Here is an 18114-nt window from a genome sequence, read left to right as displayed (position 1 = left end):
GATGGTGGTAACCTGCTGCAAGTATCAGCTGATGAACGCACTGAATGAGGTCATGCTTAAAATTGAATCGATCCGGCATAAGGCTTGGCAATGAATGGCTGTTAGGAGTGGTCAAGAAACGAACGGGGACTGATTGCCATGCTTCGCCAGATCATTGCCGCAACTGCCATTGCGCTGTTTACGGTATCCGTCCATGCGGGGGATTCCATCGAGGTGATGGGACCTGCGGCAAGGCCGAATTCCGTTTCTTATGTCGGCTATGACAGTTTCGATGCGGAGGGCAATCCGATTTGCACACCCTGTCAGGCCAAGCGTGCCGAAGAGGCCGCGCGCCTCAAGGCCTATGCGGCAAGGCGAGAACGCTCCCGGCAATATATGGCGCGCCTGCAGGGCAAGGAAGTTCCCGCCAGTTCCGACTCGCTGATCGCCGCCAATGCCGCGCCACTGGTTCCGGCCGGCCAGCCACCGCAGGAAAAGGTAATTGTTGACGTGGCGGCAACGCCGCTTCGCGCGGGGGTACAATAGCAAGGCGCGAAGTTTCGCGCCTATCTTCTTATTATCCAACGATTTTCGAGAAGTCCGCTACCGTATTTGTCGCGGTACGAATACGCGAAAGCAGTGCCAAACGGTTGGCGCGAACGTCCGGATTCTCGTCATTAACCAGTACTTTCTCAAAGAATGAATCAACTGGTTCGCGCAAAACGCTAAGCGCGATCATTGCGCCGGAAAAGTCTTCTTTTTGAATCGCTTGCGCTGCCTGGCTCTCAGCTTGATTCACCGCGGCATAGAGTTGCTTTTCCTCATCGAGACTGAAAAGAGCTGGAGCGACGGCGTCGGATACGACCGTGCCCTTCTTCTCTTCGGCGCTCAAGATATTGGCGGCACGCTTGGTGCCGGCCAGAAGGTTCTTGCCGTCTTCGGTGTTGAGGAAGACCACCAGCGCTTCGACGCGGCGTGCGATCAGCAACAGGTTGTCCGCGCCGTCGGTGAGGACCGCATCGATAAGGTCGTGACGGGCACCAAGATCACGCAGGTGCACTTTCAGACGCTCATGGAAGAAGGACAGCAGGTCGAAGAGAACCGGCCGAGCCCGTTGTGCCACCTCGTCGCGCACATGCTTTTCGAAGCTGGAGATCGCGTTGATGACGTCTTCCTCACCATCGACATCGCCGGACTGCTGCGCGGCCTGGCGATCTTCGAACTGTTCGACACGCTGTTCGATATTGTCTTCGCGCAACTGTGCGAAGGCCGAAAGGAAAACAGGCAGAAGTTCGATTTTCCAATCGCTCGAAAGCAGCAGACGAATAACGCCTAGAGCGGCACGCCGGAGGGCGAAGGGGTCCTTCGAACCGGTGGGCTTTTCGTCGATCGCCCAGAAACCGACAAGCGTATCGAGCTTGTCCGCAAGCGCGACCGTGACCGAGACCGAATCGGTTGGCACGAAATCGGACGGACCCTGCGGCTTGTAATGTTCCTCTATCGCGGCGGCAACCGAAGGATGTTCTTTCTGCAGCAGCGCATATTTGCGGCCCATGCCACCCTGCAATTCAGGGAACTCGCCGACGATTTCCGTCGTGAGGTCGGCCTTGGCCAGCACAGCCGCTCGCATGGCCAAAGCAGGATCGGCACCCACCAATGGGGCAATGTCGCGAGCAAGCGCCCTGATGCGGGTGACGCGCTCACCTTGTGTTCCAAGCTTGGCGTGGAATGTGACGTTCAGGGCATCGAGCCGGGCCATGCGCTGATCCAGCGGTTTCTTCAGATCGAGGTCAAACTTGATCCCTGCAGCGGCAAGCGTGTGCATGTCAGGCAGGTCGTGCTGATCGGTATTCCAGAAATACAGCGCATCGGACAGGCGTGCGCGAACCACCTTGCCATTGCCATAGGAGATTTCGCGGCCGCCATCGGTTGCTTCGATGTTGGAAATGAGAATGAACCTGTTCGACAGGCTTTCGCTCTCGCCCTGCTTGCGCGTGACAAAACATTTCTGGTTGGTCTTGATCGTCAAGCGAATGACTTCCGGAGGGATGGCGAGGAATTCTTCCTCGAACTCGCCCATCAGCACCACAGGCCACTCGACCAATCCCGACACCTCTTCGAGGAGCCCCTCGTCCTCGACCAGCTCAAGTCCGGATGCGAACGCAATATTTTGGGCATCGGAAAGGATCATTTCCTTGCGGCGATCAGCATCGAGAACAACCTTGGCCTTTTCGAGCTTCGCCACATAATCGTCGAAACGGCGAACCGTGATCGGCTGGCCGTCGCTCAGGAAGCGATGGCCATAGGTTACATTGCCGGCGCGGAGGCCGTCGATTTCGAAGTCGACGACAACCGGCTCTTCAGTTTCGGGACCGAAAGTGCAGACGATGGATTGCAGCGGACGCACCCAGCGGAGGCTGCCCGGCTTCGATGACGCAGCACCCCAGCGCATGGACTTCGGCCAGGGAAACTCGCGAATGATCTTCGGCATCAGCTCGGCGATGATCTCTTCGGCGCCGCGGCCGGGCCTGGTCAGATGGGCGACGTAGAAATCGCCCTTCTTCGGATCGGTATGAATATGGGCCTCGGAGATATCTGAGAGCCCTGCGGAACGCAGAAAGCCGGCGATCGCCTGTTCTGGCGCGTTGACGCTTGGGCCCTTGCGATCCTCATGCACATCCTTGGAGCGTGCGGTAAGGCCACGAATATCGAGAGTGAGGCGGCGCGGCGTCCAGTAATCGCCTGCAGCCTCGTAGGTCAGGCCGGCCTCCACCAGACCGTCGGTCACGAGCCTCTTCAGGTCTCCCGCGGCCTTGCGCTGCATGCGTGCGGGAATTTCTTCCGAGCGGAGTTCAAGCAAAAGATCAGGCATTATACGGACTCGCTTCTGAAATTGGCTCCGCCGGCTTCCGTCAGAAGGAAGGCCTCGCCACATTGACGAGCGAGGTTGCGTACCCGCAAGATATAGCTCTGCCGCTCGGTCACCGAGATGACGCCGCGCGCGTCGAGGAGGTTGAAGGCGTGCGAGGCCTTGATGCATTGATCATAGGCCGGGAGCACCATCTTGTGCATCGGGCTGTTGTCGCCCTCCTTGGGCGCGCCGGCTTTCAACAGTGCTTCACATTCGGCTTCCGCATCCTCGAAATGGCGGAGCAATGCCGTTGTATTGGCGTGCTCGAAATTGTGCCGCGAATATTCCTGCTCGGCCTGCAGAAATACCTCGCCATAGGTGACCTTCTCATCGCCTTCAAGGCCATTGAAGTTGAGATCATAGACGTTGTCGACGCCCTGAACATACATGGCGAGGCGTTCCAGACCATAGGTCAGTTCGCCGGAAACAGGGGCGCATTCGATGCCGCAGACCTGCTGGAAATAGGTGAACTGCGAAACCTCCATGCCGTCGCACCAGCATTCCCAGCCGAGCCCCCAGGCGCCCAGCGTCGGGCTTTCCCAGTCGTCCTCGACAAAGCGGATATCGTGCATCAACGGGTCGAGACCGATCGTCCGCAGCGAGCCGAGGTAAAGCTCCTGAAGATTGGCTGGAGACGGCTTCATGATGACCTGGTACTGGTAGTAATGCTGCAGCCGGTTGGGGTTTTCGCCGTAGCGCCCATCCTTCGGGCGGCGTGAGGGCTGTACGTAGGCTGCCTTCCACGGTTTGGGACCGAGCGAACGCAATGTGGTTGCGGGATGGAACGTACCGGCGCCCACTTCCATGTCATAGGGCTGCAGGATCACGCAGCCATGCTGCGCCCAATAATTATGAAGCGTCAGAATGAGCCCCTGAAACGAGCGGGTCGGCTGCATATGATCGGGAAGTGGAACGGACACCGGACGGCCTTTTTGACGAGAAGGAATGGAGTGCATATCTTGTTCGGGACACGATCTGATCCGAAAAGTCATGCAACTTTTCGGGATCATGCTCTAAGACCTGCACTCCAGCCGGTCAAGCAAAAGGAGAACTCAACCCTTCTTGTCGGGAGCTGGCACCGGCGCCGGTTCGACAGGTGGCTTCGGCGCGTCGACGCCGTTCTTCGCAACGCCCGGGTCCTTTTCATCGGGCAGGCCGTTCTTCAGCTTTTCCTCGATCTTCACGAGATCTTCAGGCTCAGGCTTGGAGTCACGCGCGTGCGCCCACTGGAACGTCGCCTCCAGCTTGCGTCCCGCCCGCCAGTAGGCATCGCCGAGATGGTCGTTGATCGTCGCATCTTCCGCCCGCAGTTTTACGGCCTGTTCAAGCTGGGTGACGGCATCGTCGTAACGGCCCAGGCGATAATAGGCCCAGCCGAGCGAATCGACGATGTAACCGTCCTGAGGGCGGGCATCGACGGCTTTCTTGATGAGATCCAGCCCCTGTTCGAGCTTCGTGTTCATGTCGATCCAGGAATAGCCAAGATAATTGAGCACCTGGGGCTGGTCCGGATAAAGTTCCAGTGCCTTCAGGAAGTTCGGCTCCGCCTTGTCCCATTCCTTCAGCCGCTCATAGGCAATGCCACGCTGATAGAAGATCGTCCAGTCGTTGCGCACCGGCTGCTTGAGGACTGCCACGGCCTTGTCATAGGTATCAGCCGCTTTGCGGTAGTCCTTGTCCTGCGAGTAGATGCTGCCGATCGCCAGATAGGTGCGCATGTCCTGCGGATTGCTCTCCAGTAGTCCGTTCAGGTGCTGGATCGCTTCGTCGTTGCGCTTCAGGATCGCCAAGTTTATCGCGAGTTGCATTTGCGCATCGCGGCTATAGGCTGAATCGGCTGAGATCTGGCCAAAATAGTCGATTGCCTTGTCCGACTGATCCAATTTCGCGCTGATGTCACCGAGCTGAAACAGCGTTGCATCATGGTCGGGACGCAGGGGTAGCGACATCTGCAGATAAAGCTTCGAGAAGGCTTCTCCACCATTGCGATTGATTGCGGTAGCAAGTGTATAAAGTACTTCCGCGGCGCCCTGCTGCGGTGTCTGGATCAAGGGTTTGACGGTCTTGGCACCGGCGATCTGCTTGTTGAATTCGACGAGAACCATGCGCCCCGAAAGCATATCAGAGGCTTCCTTCACCAAAGCTTCCGCACCTGTCCGATCACCGGTGCGTATCTTGAAGGAAGCATAGGCTTCAACGAGACGCTCATAGGTGTCGGGCGCGGCAGAAACATTGGCCTTGTCATTGAGAGCGCTTTGATAGAAGGCGGCCGCCTTGTCTTTCTGTCCGGCCATATCGGCAATCAGTGCGGAACTATAGGTCTTGAACAGCGTAAAGCCTTCCGGCCCCTGCAACTTGTCAATCATGGACAAGGCTTCATTCGGCTTGCCGGATCCGGCCTTGGCCCAGGCAGAAATAAGTCCCGTGATCATGCGATCCAGGTCCGACTGGAGCGACAGCATCATCAGGGTGTTAACCTTCTGGTACTGCTTCCTGTTGAGGGCATCGATACCGAGAGCCAACCGCGAAAACCGTTCGATTTCCGGAACCGACTTAAGTTCTTCCGCGATTGGCAATGCCTGCTTGAACTGACCGTCAGTCAAAAGCACCAGCAACAGGCTCTGTCGCAACTCCGTGTTCTTCGGGTCATAGGCCAGGGCCTGACGATAGAAGGAAATCGCGCTGGCAAAATCGTTGCCGCGCTCCGCAGTTCGCGCAGAAAGAAAAGCGCCAGAGAGAGTGCCGGCATTCAAGGCCGGCGCTTTGGTTGTCGCTGCTTCGGCGGCGGCGGCTCCCACGGTAAACGCAGCAAGTGTTGCGCCCATGATCGAGCCAAGCAATTTACTGCGCTGCATAACAAAAACCCTCTTCATTGCCCAAATTTGACATGATTACCCGAATCCTCAAGGAAACCATGGCCTTTTTACGGTTTTCTCTCAAGGTTCATTGAAAGATTGGATCGAAACCGGGCCACGCACCATACAGGGCGTGTCTTCGCGAACCATCAATTGACCCGGCTGATGCAAAAATCGATGACTTCGAGAAGTGCATCTTTTTGCGGTGACTTATCGAGCGGAGCCAACGCGTCCCGTGCGATGCCGCCGAAATGCCGCGCGCGCTGTATTGTATCACCAAGTGCGCCGTAACGCGTCATCAATCCTTTGGCTTTTTCCAATCCCTTGTCGTCATTTGCACCGTTTTCCAGCGCATCCTTCCAGAAAAGCCGTTCTTCGGAAGTGCCGCGACGATAGGTCAAGACGACCGGAAGGGTGATCTTGCCTTCCCTGAAATCATCGCCCGTATTCTTGCCGAGATCCTTGGCATTGCCACCGTAATCCAGAGCGTCATCAACGAGCTGGAATGCCAGCCCGAGATTGAGGCCATAAGAGCGTAGCGCCTGCCGATCGGTCCGCGATGCGGATGCGACAATCGGACCTACCTCGGCGGCAGCAGAGAAAAGCGCGGCCGTCTTGGCCTTGATCACCGCAAGGTACTCATCTTCGGTTGTTTCGAGGTTCTTGGCCGCCGCCAGCTGCATCACCTCGCCCTCGGCAATCACCGACGCCGATGTCGCAAGCACATCGAGTGCTTCCAGAGAACCGACATCGACCATCATCTTGAAGGCCTGGCCAAGCAGGAAATCCCCAACGAGAACGCTGGCCTGATTGCCCCAGATCATGCGCGCCGTGCGCTTGCCGCGGCGCAGATCGCTCTCATCGACCACGTCGTCGTGCAGAAGCGTTGCTGTGTGCATGAACTCGACGCTGGTCGCCAGCTTGATGTGACCGTCGCCCTGGTAACCGAACATGCGGGCCGCAGCGAGCGTGATCATCGGGCGCAGCCGCTTGCCGCCGGATGAGATCAGATGGTTGGCAACTTCCGGAATCATCTCGACGTCAGAACCGGCCTTCGACAGGATAAGTTCATTGACGCGGCCCATATCCGCCTTGGTCAGGTCGATCAGCGGTGGCACTGATCCTGTGTTGTTTTTCTTATCTTCCAGACTGACAACGACGCCCAAAACGAAACTCCTACGGTTCTGGCATGATGCGGCGACACCTTATTTAGACAGCCTATAACCCGCAAGCGGCGAATTGGCGCGCAAAAATGGCACGAGTTACAAATTCGTGATAAGGGCCTGATCAGAATTTCATCTAATGAGGCACGGCGTTTTGCACCATGCCATAACGGGAATGACATGATTGAAATAATGCGCACCAACGATCCGGTACTGATTTCATTTGTGGAATCATTGTTGAAGGAAGCCGGGATCGGGCATTTCATTGCGGATTCGAACATGAGCATTCTTGAAGGTTCACTCGGAGTTCTCGCACGCCGGGTCATGGTGGACGGCGACCTTGAAAAGGAAGCACGGCAACTTCTCAAGGATGCGGGCATTGCACAGGAGCTGCGCGACTGACCGATGCTTGCTACCGACGTTACGATCGACGCATTTCATCGCGGCAGGTTTCATCTGCTGCAGCCAGCGGCGAAAGGACATCGCTCGGGCGTCGATGCCATGGTCCTCGCAAGTGTCGTGCCGAATGAATTTTCAGGCCGTGTCGCCGATCTTGGCGCCGGCGCCGGCGCCGCAGGTCTTGCCGTGCTTTCCCGCTGTCCGGACGCACAGGCAACATTGATAGAACGCTCGGAATTCATGGCTGATTTCGCCCGGCGTTCGCTGGCATTGGAGGAAAACAAAGCGTTTCGCGGCCGGGCCGAGGTCATCGAGGCTGATGTCACGCTGACCGGCAAGTCGCGCACGGCAACCGGCCTCAGCGACAACAGTTTTGATTTTGCCATCATGAATCCGCCATTCAACCTCCCGACCGACCGCTCCACGCCCGACCCGGTCAAGGCGGAAGCCCATGTCATGACGCACGGCATGATGGAACGGTGGATCAGGACTGCGGCTGCCATCGTCAAGCCCGGCGGCTCAATCGGTATCATTGCCCGACCTGCGTCGATCACCGATCTGCTTGATGCCCTACGGGGCCGCTTTGGCGGTTTGATCATCGTTCCCGTACAGCCAAGGCCGCAAGACGCTGCCATACGCATTGTTATCAAAGGCGTTAGCGGGAGCCGTGCGGGCCTGTCGCTATACCCGGCTTTGATCATGCATCATGAGGCGGGTAATGGATTTACCGAGCGGGCAATCGCCATCAACAATGGATTGACCTCGCTTTTTTAGACTGTAGTAGCATTGTGATTTTCCGCACGCCACCTACATGGTCCTGACGGCACCACTTCAAAAGGAGAGACGCTTGGTCCGATTCATCCGGAAATTACTACCTCGCCGCTGGCGTCCCGATTATCAGGAGATACCTGTTGTTCGTCTGCAGGGCGTAATCATGACGGGCGGTGGTCCCTTCCGGCAAAACCTGTCACTCGCGTCGACAGCTGCTGTTCTGGAGAAGGCATTCGCAGAGAAGGATGCACCGGCAGTGGCCATTTCCATCAATTCTCCCGGTGGATCGCCCGTACAATCGCGGCTGATTTACCGGCGTATTCGTGATCTGGCGACGGAAAAGAACAAGAAAGTCTATATGTTCGTCGAGGATGTCGCGGCATCGGGCGGTTACATGATTGCTGTCGCCGGCGATGAGATTATCGCGGACCCCTCGTCCATTGTCGGTTCCATTGGCGTCGTTTCGGCCAGTTTTGGCTTTACCGATCTCATCAAGAAAATCGGGGTTGAACGAAGGGTGCATACGGCCGGCAGGAACAAGGCCACCCTTGACCCGTTCCGGCCCGAAAACAAGGAAGACGTCGAGCATCTGAAGGCGTTGCAGCTCGAAATTCACGAGACCTTCATCAACCTGGTCAAGGAAAGGCGCGGTGAGAAGCTCAGCGACAATCCTGATTTGTTTACCGGCCTGTTCTGGACAGGAACGCGTGGGATGGAACTCGGGCTTGTCGATGGTCTTGGCGACATGCGCTCCTATCTCCAATCGCAATACGGTCCGAAAACCAGGTTGAGGCTGATTTCGGCCCCACGCGGTTTGTTCGGGCGCAAGGTTTCGTCAGTGGATATCAATGGAGGCGGGCTTGGTTCGGGTTTTGCCAACGGGCTCATCGAAGCCGCAGAAGAACGCGCGCTCTGGTCGCGTTTCGGACTTTGAGCGGGCAATAGAGTATTTGGGCCTAAGGCCGGGTCCGTGATATGGTAGGCCTAGGGAAACAATACCGGTAGTCGAGGGATAGACGATGGCACAGTTAATCTTTTTTGCGCTTGTCGGTGCCGCGGCGTACTACGGTTATCGTTCTTTCAAGCGAGAAGCACAACGGGTATCGCAGCGCGTGCGCGAGGCAGAAAAAGAAGTGCAGAACCGTGCACAGGGCACACTGGTGCAGGATCCCGAGACGGGTGAATACCATCTGCGCAAAGACTGACTGCAATGCTTGACAGTCTCGATGGCACGATCAGCCTGATTGCTCCGGCGAAGATCAATCTGGCACTGCATGTGACCGGACGGCGGAGCGATGGATATCATCTTCTCGACAGTCTCGTGGTGTTTGCTCGCTTTGGCGACAGGGTGAGCGTCAAGCGGTCCGCGGCCGATACATTTGAAATGTCCGGGACGTTTGGAAGCAGGTTGCCGGACGATGAAGACAACCTGGTGCTTCAAGCCAGGAATGCGCTGCGCAGACGCTTTCCCGAGCAGGCCATACCGGTCGCCATACACCTTGAGAAATATCTCCCGATCGCCTCTGGCATTGGCGGCGGGTCGAGTGACGCTGCCGCGACGCTGCGTGCTCTGGCGGCGCTTTGGCGCGTCGAAGCAGACGTGGCGCAACTGGCCGAAATCGGGTTGCCGCTGGGAGCAGATGTCCCAATGTGCCTGCAGGGCCGGCCGCTCGTCGCCAAGGGAATCGGCGAAGATATCGAGCGCCTGGCTGCTTTTCCGCACTTGCCCATGGTTCTCGCCAACAGCGGCGTATCAATTTCAACGCCGCAGGTATTTGCTGTGCTGGAAAGACGCGACAATCCTCCCCTGCCCGAAATGCCTGACCTTTTCACCGTTGGCGATGTCTGCACCTACCTGGCCGAGACCGGCAATCACCTGTTTTCAGCGGCTGAAAAGCTGACACCGGCAATCGGCGATACGATGAACGCGCTGCAAAATACCACCCCGCGGCTGGTGCGCATGTCCGGTTCCGGTGGCACGTGCTTTGCGATTTATGATAGCGACGCCGACGCTGAAGCGGCGGCCGCAAAGCTCAAACAGAGCAACCCCGACTGGTTCGTCGTCGCCACAAATAGCGTCATGGAAGGAGACTGAACTTGGCCCGCATCGATGAAACGCGCCCGTTTGTGCCGGTCAAGATCGCCCTCCTGACGGTATCCGATACGCGCACGCTGGAGGACGACAAATCGGGCAGTATACTGGCCGAGCGTCTCCTCGCCGCTGGCCATACATTGGCGCAGCGCGCCATCGTCACCGACGACCGCGAGAAAATTCGCGACCGCGTGCTTTCCTGGTCGAAGGATCCGCAGATCGACGTGGTAATCACCACCGGCGGTACCGGCTTTACCGGACGCGATGTCACGCCTGAAGCACTGGAACCGATCTTCGAGAAGCGCATGGACGGCTTTTCCGAAGTGTTCCACCGCATTTCCTATGACAAGATCGGCACGTCGACGATTCAGTCCCGCGCGACTGGCGGGGTGGTGAACGCGACTTTTGTGTTTGTGATTCCCGGCTCGCCCGGCGCTTGCAAGGATGCCTGGGATAATATTCTGCAATTCCAGCTGGATTACCGGCACATGCCGTGCAATTTCGTCGAGATCATGCCGCGGCTCGACGAGCATCTGAAGCGCAGTGGCGGCAAGAGTTAGAGCTACTATTTCAGCGCTGCTGGAATAATTTCTGCTCTGAGCCGCTTCATGGCGAGCCCACGCGCGAGATCAACCGCCGTCTTCCCGGGATTGAACAAAGCCATCGACTGGCGCTTTGAAATCAGCAGCCCTTCGGCCAGCGGATTGCTGGGTGAGAACACCCGGTTGAGAAATGGCCGGCGGTGCGTGTGAGACCGCGTGAAGCACGCAGGGCCCTGCATGCGCTCCACATGGACAGCCACCGGTTCCATCCATCCGTCGAGCAGCCTTGCTCCGGGTTCGATAAAAAGCAACCAGTCACTCCGAGCCCGCCGGAACCCGTCGATCAGAGTCTGATCCTGCAGGAAGATACAACCCGCCTGATCCGCAACACGGTGGGTTTGGTCAGTAGAGCCGTGGTCGATAATAACGACGTCGCTCAAGAGGCCTTCGACGGCGCCGCCGACAAGAGCGCCAAGCGTCCTGGCCAGGAGTTCATCCGAATTATGCGTTTCAATCAGGACGGAGATCATCAGGAGCCAATATAGTATTATTAAATGAATTTCCATCACTCCTTTTGGCGCAGATTGTTCTTGCTTTGTTCTCCAAATTTGATAGGAATGTATTCATGTTGCGGCCGTGACAAGCGACTCGTTTCGCTTCTTGCCAAGGAGAATGCAAATGAACATTGTGGTGCAAGCCGACAGGGCCGCTTTCGGGCAAGGCCGCGCACAGCATGCCAATGCCCTGATCGAAGAAGCCGGTCTGCGGATCGACCAGGAACGCCGGCGTGGCCGCGGCGCGGGGATGAATCCGTCCGGACGTTTCGAAGCGGAAAGCCGTCATGTCTACGACGATGGCTGGGAAACGATCGAGGATTTGCCGCCGTTCAAAACCGAAGTTCAGATCGAGAAGCCGCGCACCATCATTACCAGAAATGACTCGCCCGATATTGGTTTCGACCGCTCGATCAATCCCTATCGCGGCTGTGAGCACGGCTGCATCTACTGTTTTGCTCGCCCCACCCACAGCTATATGGGCTTGTCAGCAGGATTGGATTTCGAGTCGAAGCTTTTCGCCAAGCCAGACGCTGCCAAGATGCTGGACAAGGAACTGTCGCGACCGGGCTATACGGCAAAAACCATTGCAATTGGCACCAATACCGACCCCTATCAGCCAATCGAAAAGAAATGGCGCATCATGCGTGATATCTTGCAGGTTCTGGAGGCGCACCAGCATCCCGTTGGGATTGTTACCAAATCCGCCCTTGTGATGCGCGATCAGGACATTCTGGGGCGCATGGCAGAAAAAGGTCTCGCCAAGGTCGCCCTGTCAGTTACGACGCTGGATGGAAAGCTGGCGCGTACGATGGAGCCTCGTGCTTCGACGCCAACGCGGCGTTTGCAGGCACTTCGCAGCCTGTCCGACGCGGGTATTCCAGTCAGCGTGATGGTGGCGCCGGTCATTCCAGGGCTCAACGATCACGAGATCGAGCGCGTGCTCGACAGTGCCCGTGCAATGGGAGCGCTGGAAGCAGGATATGTGCTCTTGCGACTCCCGCTGGAAGTCAGCCCGATCTTCAAGGAATGGCTGTTGCGCAACTATCCGGACCGCTATCGCCATGTCCTGTCGCTCGTACGGTCCATGCGCGGCGGCAAGGATTATGACGCGGAATGGGGCAAACGCATGCGCGGCGAAGGCCCCTATGCCTGGCAGATCGGACGGCGGTTCGAAATAGCGGCCAAACGCCTAGGCCTCAACCTGAGCAAGCGGCGGCTGCGAACCGACCTTTTCTCGCCGGCGCCCGGAAACGAACAGCTGTCCTTGTTCTAGAGCGGCGAACATGCGCCGCTCCAGCCAGCACAATTCCGTCAGGCCGAATGCCCATCCCGCCTGACGTGACCCTGGGTAGCCCCGCCCCATCAGCTACCTAAGGGCTTGCAGAGAATCAGAACGAATGCGAGTTTCGTCGCAACATGACTCGATCGCGTTCTGATTCTCTGCTTCTTCCCATCGAACCTGGCAAGCCTGACTATGCCAGCGAGCGGAAACTCATGCGCAGCGGCGTCGAGTTTATCGTCGGTATCGACGAGGCCGGCCGCGGGCCGCTTGCGGGTCCGGTGGTGGCCGCGGCGGTGATTTTGAACCCGAAGAAAATCCCGGAGGGGCTTGACGATTCAAAGCGCCTGACCGCGCAACGCCGCGAAGAACTCTTTGATATCATTACGGATACAGCGCTTGCCTGCGCTGTCGCCAGCGTTTCTGCCCCCGCCATCGATGCAACTGATATTTTGAAAGCTGCACTTGAGGCTATGCGCCGGGCTGTGTGCGGTTTGGCTATCTTGCCCGGCCACGCTCTCATTGACGGGCGCGATGTGGCACCCGGCCTGCCCTGCCCCGCTACCGCGCTTATCAAGGGCGACCAGCGTTCGGTGTCGATCGCTGCGGCGTCGATCCTTGCCAAGGTCACTCGCGACCGGATGATGGCTCAAACCGGGCAATACTTTCCTCTTTATGGTTTGGAATCGCATGCCGGCTATGGAACCGAGTTCCACCGCAATGCGATGGAGCTGCATGGCCCGGTCGCAGGCCTGCATCGCTTCAGCTTTTCGCCGCTCAAAGACCGCCAGATATAGTCAAAGCGCTCATCTCAACCCATCACCTTCAAATTTCACTCATTGGTTGAAAATTGTGGGCCAAAATCGCTGTTGTTGGAGCAGGATTTGCGGGCTCCCGGGCAAGAATCAAACAATTGCGAGCAAAACGCAGTGCCTATCCAGTTCGAGCCTGGGACACGCCAAAAAAGAAAGCCGCCTTGCGGCGGCTTCATGCAACTTGATTATTCCCGTTCTTAGTTGAGGCGGGATTTCACTTCAGTCAGCGATGACTTGAAGAGATCAGCCGATGTCTTGGCATCGACTTTGTCTGCGAGGATACGGCTGGCAGCGGCGACAGCGATATCGACTGCCGACGCGCGAACTTCGTTGACTGCCTCGACCTCGGCCTGAGCGATCTTCTGCTCGGCGAGCCTGTTGCGGCGGGCAACATATTCCTCGGTCTTCTTCTTGGCTTCCTCGAGCATGCCATGGGCTTCACGCTGCGCTATGGCAACGATCTCGGTGGCCTCTTTCTCGGCTTCCTTGCGCTTGCGCTGGTATTCTGCAAGCAGGGATTGTGCTTCCTCACGCAGGCGGCGTGCCTCTTCAAGCTCGTCGCGGATACGGTCAGCACGGGCATCGAGCGATTTGCCGACGACGCCCGGAACTTTCAGATAGACAACCAGTGCGAGGAAGATGACGAGACCGACCAGGGCGTAGAATGTTGCGTCCAATTCCATAGTAGTTCTCCCTTACTGCGCCATGCGCCCAAAAGGACGCATCGAGGTTGCAGTAGAATCTAATAGTTTGCGCATAATTTCTTCAAAGACCGGATTTCGGTTTTCAGCAATTAGGCGCGGCTACGCACGGCTTTGACGGCAGCGGAAATGCTTGCCTTGTCGACAGTTCCGCCAACGATTTTCTTGACGATCTCGGCAGCGGTGTCCTCGGCAATCGTGCCGACTTCCTTCATTGCCTTGTCCTTGATGGCGGAAATGCTGGCTTCCGCGTCGCTCAGCTTCTTTTCCAGCTCCGCCGAAATTTTTGCCTGTTCGGCATCGGACTTGGCCTTGGCTTCGTCGTGGGCCGTCTGGGCAATACTCCCAGCCTTTTTCTTGGCGTCAGCGAGATCCTGCTCGTAAGCAGCAAGCGCATCGTCCGACTCCTGCTTCATGCGGGCAGCCTGGTCAATATCGGTGGCGATACGATCACGGCGTGTCTCGATGATACCGCCGATGCGCGGCAGAACCACACGCGACAGAAACAGGTAAAAGACGGCGAATGTCAGGGCCAGCCAAAGGATCTGCGATGCAAAATGGCTGGAGTCAAAGGGCGGGAAAACGGCCTTTTCGTGAGCCACACCGGTTTCGGTATGAGTCTCGGCGGCGTGAGCGTCAGGCGTCGTCCCCGGAGCTACCGTTTCGGTATGCGCGGGCGTTTCGCTCTGAGCGACGATTGTTTCCGTTGTGGATGCGGCATGGGCCGATGACACAAACATGCGTTGTCCCCTTGAGTAGTCTTTAAACGATATACCGGCCGCGCAAGGCGCAGCCAGTATTAGCTGTTCTTTGAATTAAACAGCGAAGAGAAGCAGAAGAGCGATGAGCAGCGAGAAGATGCCCAAAGCTTCGGTAACGGCGAAGCCGAATACCAGGCGGCCGAACTGGCCGTCAGCTGCTGAAGGGTTGCGCAACGCACCGGAGAGATAGCTTCCGAAAATATTGCCAAGGCCGAGGGCCGTACCGGCCATACCAAAACAAGCGAGGCCCGCACCGATGTACTTTGCTGCTACCGGATCCATATTAAACTCCTTTGGATAGAATCGTTATTGATAGATTTGCATTTGGCGGAAACCCGCCGGTGACGTTTGCTGAACCGTGACCGTCTTCACCGAAGCCCGGTCACGACCCAATTCTTGGTTAGTGACCGCCGGGATGCACCGCGTCATTCAGGTACATGCAGGTCAGTACCGTGAAGACGTAGGCCTGAAGGAAAGCCACCAGGAACTCGAGGCCGGTCAGCGCGACCGTCATGGCGAGCGGCAGGATCGCGCCGCCGACACCGATAGCGCCCAGCGCGCTCAGTGAAGCAACGAAACCTGCAAAGACTTTCAGCGTGATGTGACCAGCCAGCATGTTGGCGAAGAGACGAACTGAAAGGCTGATCGGACGAGAAAGGAACGAGATGATTTCAATCGGCACCACAAGCAGCAGCAGCGGCGCGGGAACGCCAGACGGCACGAAAACACCGAGAAATTTGAAGCCGTGCTTGGCGAAGCCATAAGCAAGCACCGTTCCTATGACCAAAACCGCTAGGGCAAAGGTGACGATGATCTGGCTGGTAACCGTAAAGAAGTAGGGGAACATGCCGAGCATGTTGGCGACAAGCACGAACATGAACAGCGAGAACACGAAAGGAAAGAACTTCATCCCGGCACTGCCGGCCGATTCGCGCAAGGTTGATGCGACGAACTCATAGGCCATCTCGGAAACCGACTGCAGGCGAGTCGGGATAAGGCCGCGATTGGACGAGGTCAGATAGAGAAATGCCGAAGCTACGCCAACCGTTGCAACCATGAAGGCTGACGAGTTGGTAAAGGACAGATCAACACCGCCCACATGCAGGGGAACCCATTGCGCGATGTGGAATTGATGAATCGGATCGTTGGACACTCTAACCTCGTCTATCTCGTTCCATTCGTGACGGCATTTGCCGCCAAGACTTATTCCGGTTTGTCGCGATCTGCATCTTTAACAGACGTCAGACCACGGTTTTCCGCCACACGTCCCGCAGAGCGCAGGATATTGAGCGTTCCAGCACAAAAACCAAGGAGGAGCAGAATGATAAGCCCCCAAGGTGAAGTACCCAAAAATCGGTCAGCTAACCAGCCCAACCCCGCACCAACCAGAACGCCCGCGATAAACTCGCTCGACAGCTTCATGGCCTGCGCGACACCGGAGGCGGTTTCCGTCCCCTTGCCTTCCGAGCTGGCTTTCGTGCCAGCGCCCTTGGAAGCAAGCTTTGCTTCCAGAGAACGGCGGCGGCTTTCCAGCTCGTCCGAAGTCAGTATCTTCCCAGCACCCTGCGCCTTGTCGACAGAACCTGACTTGTCGGGATCTTTCCCCGTGGCCAATGGCATGTCCTTTACACGCTGAATGCGAGGCTTCACCCCCGCTTCGAAGTCGCGCGCAACATATTGTTACGATCCCCGCTAGTCAAGGCGCAGACCTTAGACTCTCCGAGGTAATTTTCATGGTAAAATTCAATAAGTTAGGCAAATATGACTTTATGTCTCACCTCTTTTGCGGAGATTCGTGTTCGAATCTCCACTATTCCGGGGCGCCGGCACCGCAATTGCACTTGGCGTCACCCCGCAAATCCTTTTCAGATGCGAGCGAGTTTCATCTGAATGGAGTCGTCATGCCGGTTGGCATGTACAGCCAAGCTGAAGTGCCGGCAAGAACGGATCATTGTTCCCGGAATGCCCGATTGAACTGATCGGCAAGCGGCTTGGAGAGGAATGACATCGCTGTACGTTCCTCGGTGGATACGAACACCTCGACCGGCATCCCCGGAAGCAGCTTGGCGTCACCAAGCTTTTCGAGTTCATCGGCAGGCACAACAACGTCAGCGAGATAATAGACCTGACCGCTGGAAGGATCGCTGCTGGTCGCCGCAGACACATAAGCGACGCTGCCATGCAACTCGGGAGTGGTGCGCTGGTTAAATGCCGAGAAGCGCAGCTTGGCCGGCTGTCCGACGAAAACCTGGTCTATGTCCGTCGGCGATAATTTGGCCTCGATCTTCAAAGCCGCATCGGCAGGCACGAGCGTCACCAGTTTTTCCGCCGGTGAAATGACCCCGCCGATCGTGTGGATCGCAAGTTCGTTGACGGTCCCCGACAGGGGGGCGCGGATGTCCGTGCGAGCCAGACGGTCTTCGATCGCCACGCGGCGCTCCCTCAGCTCGGAGAGCTTCGGTTCAATGGAACTCAGTTCGCGCTGCGCTTCCGTACGCGCGGTTTCATCGATCGCAATGATCTGGATGCGAATTTCACTCATCTTGGCTTTTGCGCGGGCAATACTTGCCTCGACCTCGCCCTTCTCACCGACAAGTTTCGCCATCTCACGATCGATAATGTATTTGCGTGAAGTCTCGATCAATCGTTTGTCGGTCAGACCCTTGATCTTGTCATGCTCGACCTTGACGAGGGCGATCTCATCGACCTTCGAATTGCGCTGCGACTCAAGTCCCCTGATCTCTTCGCCGAGCTGATCGATGCCGAGTTCCAGCTGTCCCTTCTGGCTCTGGCGATTCTGGCGGTTGCCTTCAAAGAGGCGGTTTTCGCCAAAGAACACATGCTGAAAATCGTCAAGCCGTGGCGCGAGTTCCGGCGAGAGAATAATCGCATCAAGGTTGTCACGTTCGGCCATCAAGCGGGCCTGCCTTGCCATCAACTCCACAAGCTGTGTGCGGACAATCGAAAGCTCTGCCCGTGTCTGCGCATCATCGAGCCGCAACATGATCTGGCCTTTCTCGACGAAATCCCCCTCCTTCACGGCAATCTCGCTGACGATGCCGCCATCGCGATGCTGGATCGACTTCATGTTCTGATCGACCTTGACCATGCCCGGTGCGATCACCGCCCCCGTGAGCTGTGCAGTTGCCGCCCACCCGCCGGCACCAACGAACAGGAACACACCAAGCGTAACGCCAGCGAAAACGCGGGTAGCAACCGGGAAGGAACTATCCGTCTCTACGGATAACGGCGAGCGTTCATTTTTTTGATTTCGGCCGAACATTTCTCA

The 18114-nt window shown here is 57.2% G+C and carries 20 protein-coding genes; 9 read left to right on the top strand and 11 right to left on the bottom strand.

The window, feature by feature from the left end:
- Window positions 1–138 precede the first annotated feature (138 nt).
- A complete protein-coding gene (locus CU103_RS23105; protein WP_106666391.1) occupies window positions 139–525 on the top strand; it encodes a hypothetical protein in 387 nt (128 codons plus the stop codon).
- Between the two features lie 31 nt (window positions 526–556).
- On the opposite strand, the gene glyS is transcribed toward CU103_RS23105, so the two are convergent.
- From glyS to CU103_RS23085, 4 genes are all read right to left on the bottom strand, one after another.
- Window positions 557–2851 (bottom strand): glycine--tRNA ligase subunit beta, encoded by a 2295-nt coding sequence (gene glyS, locus CU103_RS23100; protein WP_106666390.1) that lies wholly within the window; start codon window positions 2849–2851, stop codon window positions 557–559.
- Window positions 2851–3786, bottom strand: a complete 936-nt coding sequence (locus tag CU103_RS23095) for a glycine--tRNA ligase subunit alpha (protein WP_410010372.1) — start codon at window positions 3784–3786, stop codon at window positions 2851–2853. The genes glyS and CU103_RS23095 overlap by 1 nt, the downstream gene beginning before the upstream one ends.
- A gap of 156 nt (window positions 3787–3942) precedes the next feature.
- Window positions 3943–5745 carry a tetratricopeptide repeat protein gene (locus CU103_RS23090; RefSeq protein WP_106666520.1) on the bottom strand — a complete coding sequence of 601 codons (1803 nt, stop codon included), beginning with the start codon at window positions 5743–5745 and terminating at the stop codon, window positions 3943–3945.
- A gap of 149 nt (window positions 5746–5894) precedes the next feature.
- Window positions 5895–6911, bottom strand: a complete 1017-nt coding sequence (locus tag CU103_RS23085; protein ID WP_106666388.1) for a polyprenyl synthetase family protein — start codon at window positions 6909–6911, stop codon at window positions 5895–5897.
- Window positions 6912–7088: 177 nt separating this feature from the next.
- On the opposite strand from CU103_RS23085, the gene CU103_RS23080 reads away from it, so the two are divergent.
- The 6 genes from CU103_RS23080 (at window position 7089) to moaB (ending at window position 10730) form a co-directional block, all read left to right on the top strand.
- Window positions 7089–7310: a putative signal transducing protein gene (locus CU103_RS23080; RefSeq protein WP_106666387.1), complete on the top strand. Its 222-nt coding sequence runs from the start codon at window positions 7089–7091 to the stop codon at window positions 7308–7310.
- Between the two features lie 3 nt (window positions 7311–7313).
- Window positions 7314–8081: a tRNA1(Val) (adenine(37)-N6)-methyltransferase gene (locus CU103_RS23075; protein ID WP_106666386.1), complete on the top strand. Its 768-nt coding sequence runs from the start codon at window positions 7314–7316 to the stop codon at window positions 8079–8081.
- 73 nt (window positions 8082–8154) lie between these two features.
- Window positions 8155–9012: a S49 family peptidase gene (locus CU103_RS23070; RefSeq protein WP_106666385.1), complete on the top strand. Its 858-nt coding sequence runs from the start codon at window positions 8155–8157 to the stop codon at window positions 9010–9012.
- Window positions 9013–9097: 85 nt separating this feature from the next.
- Entirely contained in the window at window positions 9098–9283 is a 186-nt protein-coding gene (locus tag CU103_RS23065) for a hypothetical protein (protein WP_106666384.1), read from the top strand.
- A gap of 5 nt (window positions 9284–9288) precedes the next feature.
- Window positions 9289–10173 carry a 4-(cytidine 5'-diphospho)-2-C-methyl-D-erythritol kinase gene (locus CU103_RS23060; RefSeq protein WP_106666383.1) on the top strand — a complete coding sequence of 295 codons (885 nt, stop codon included), beginning with the start codon at window positions 9289–9291 and terminating at the stop codon, window positions 10171–10173.
- Between the two features lie 2 nt (window positions 10174–10175).
- Entirely contained in the window at window positions 10176–10730 is a 555-nt protein-coding gene (gene moaB, locus CU103_RS23055; protein ID WP_106666382.1) for a molybdenum cofactor biosynthesis protein B, read from the top strand.
- A gap of 5 nt (window positions 10731–10735) precedes the next feature.
- Here moaB and CU103_RS23050 read toward each other — a convergent pair whose 3' ends face one another.
- Window positions 10736–11278, bottom strand: coding sequence for a glycosyltransferase (locus tag CU103_RS23050; RefSeq protein ID WP_106666381.1), 543 nt, complete (start codon window positions 11276–11278; stop codon window positions 10736–10738).
- Between the two features lie 106 nt (window positions 11279–11384).
- Here CU103_RS23050 and CU103_RS23045 point away from each other — a divergent pair, with 106 nt between their 5' ends.
- Entirely contained in the window at window positions 11385–12542 is a 1158-nt protein-coding gene (locus CU103_RS23045) for a PA0069 family radical SAM protein (protein ID WP_106666380.1), read from the top strand.
- Window positions 12543–12685: 143 nt separating this feature from the next.
- Window positions 12686–13345: a ribonuclease HII gene (locus tag CU103_RS23040; protein WP_106666379.1), complete on the top strand. Its 660-nt coding sequence runs from the start codon at window positions 12686–12688 to the stop codon at window positions 13343–13345.
- A gap of 215 nt (window positions 13346–13560) precedes the next feature.
- On the opposite strand, the gene CU103_RS23035 is transcribed toward CU103_RS23040, so the two are convergent.
- The 6 genes from CU103_RS23035 to CU103_RS23010 all read right to left on the bottom strand — a co-directional run bounded on the left by CU103_RS23035 (window position 13561) and on the right by CU103_RS23010 (window position 18108).
- Window positions 13561–14040 (bottom strand): F0F1 ATP synthase subunit B, encoded by a 480-nt coding sequence (locus CU103_RS23035; RefSeq protein ID WP_162707117.1) that lies wholly within the window; start codon window positions 14038–14040, stop codon window positions 13561–13563.
- A 116-nt stretch (window positions 14041–14156) separates the two neighbouring features.
- Window positions 14157–14804 (bottom strand): F0F1 ATP synthase subunit B, encoded by a 648-nt coding sequence (locus tag CU103_RS23030; protein ID WP_106666377.1) that lies wholly within the window; start codon window positions 14802–14804, stop codon window positions 14157–14159.
- A 75-nt stretch (window positions 14805–14879) separates the two neighbouring features.
- Window positions 14880–15107, bottom strand: coding sequence for a F0F1 ATP synthase subunit C (locus CU103_RS23025; RefSeq protein ID WP_008125314.1), 228 nt, complete (start codon window positions 15105–15107; stop codon window positions 14880–14882).
- A gap of 118 nt (window positions 15108–15225) precedes the next feature.
- Complete coding sequence (locus CU103_RS23020; protein WP_106666376.1) at window positions 15226–15978, bottom strand: F0F1 ATP synthase subunit A; 753 nt, start codon at window positions 15976–15978, stop codon at window positions 15226–15228.
- A 50-nt stretch (window positions 15979–16028) separates the two neighbouring features.
- On the bottom strand, window positions 16029–16439 hold the full coding sequence (locus CU103_RS23015; protein WP_106666519.1) for an AtpZ/AtpI family protein: 411 nt from the start codon (window positions 16437–16439) through the stop codon (window positions 16029–16031).
- A gap of 334 nt (window positions 16440–16773) precedes the next feature.
- Complete coding sequence (locus CU103_RS23010) at window positions 16774–18108, bottom strand: HlyD family type I secretion periplasmic adaptor subunit (RefSeq protein ID WP_106666375.1); 1335 nt, start codon at window positions 18106–18108, stop codon at window positions 16774–16776.
- Window positions 18109–18114 lie beyond the last annotated feature (6 nt).

It is taken from the genome of Phyllobacterium sophorae, assembly GCF_003010965.1.
Taxonomy (GTDB): Bacteria; Pseudomonadota; Alphaproteobacteria; order Rhizobiales; family Rhizobiaceae; genus Phyllobacterium; species Phyllobacterium sophorae.
Note: the sequence above shows the minus strand (reverse complement) of the source record. Positions and strands in the feature narration are given on the sequence as shown.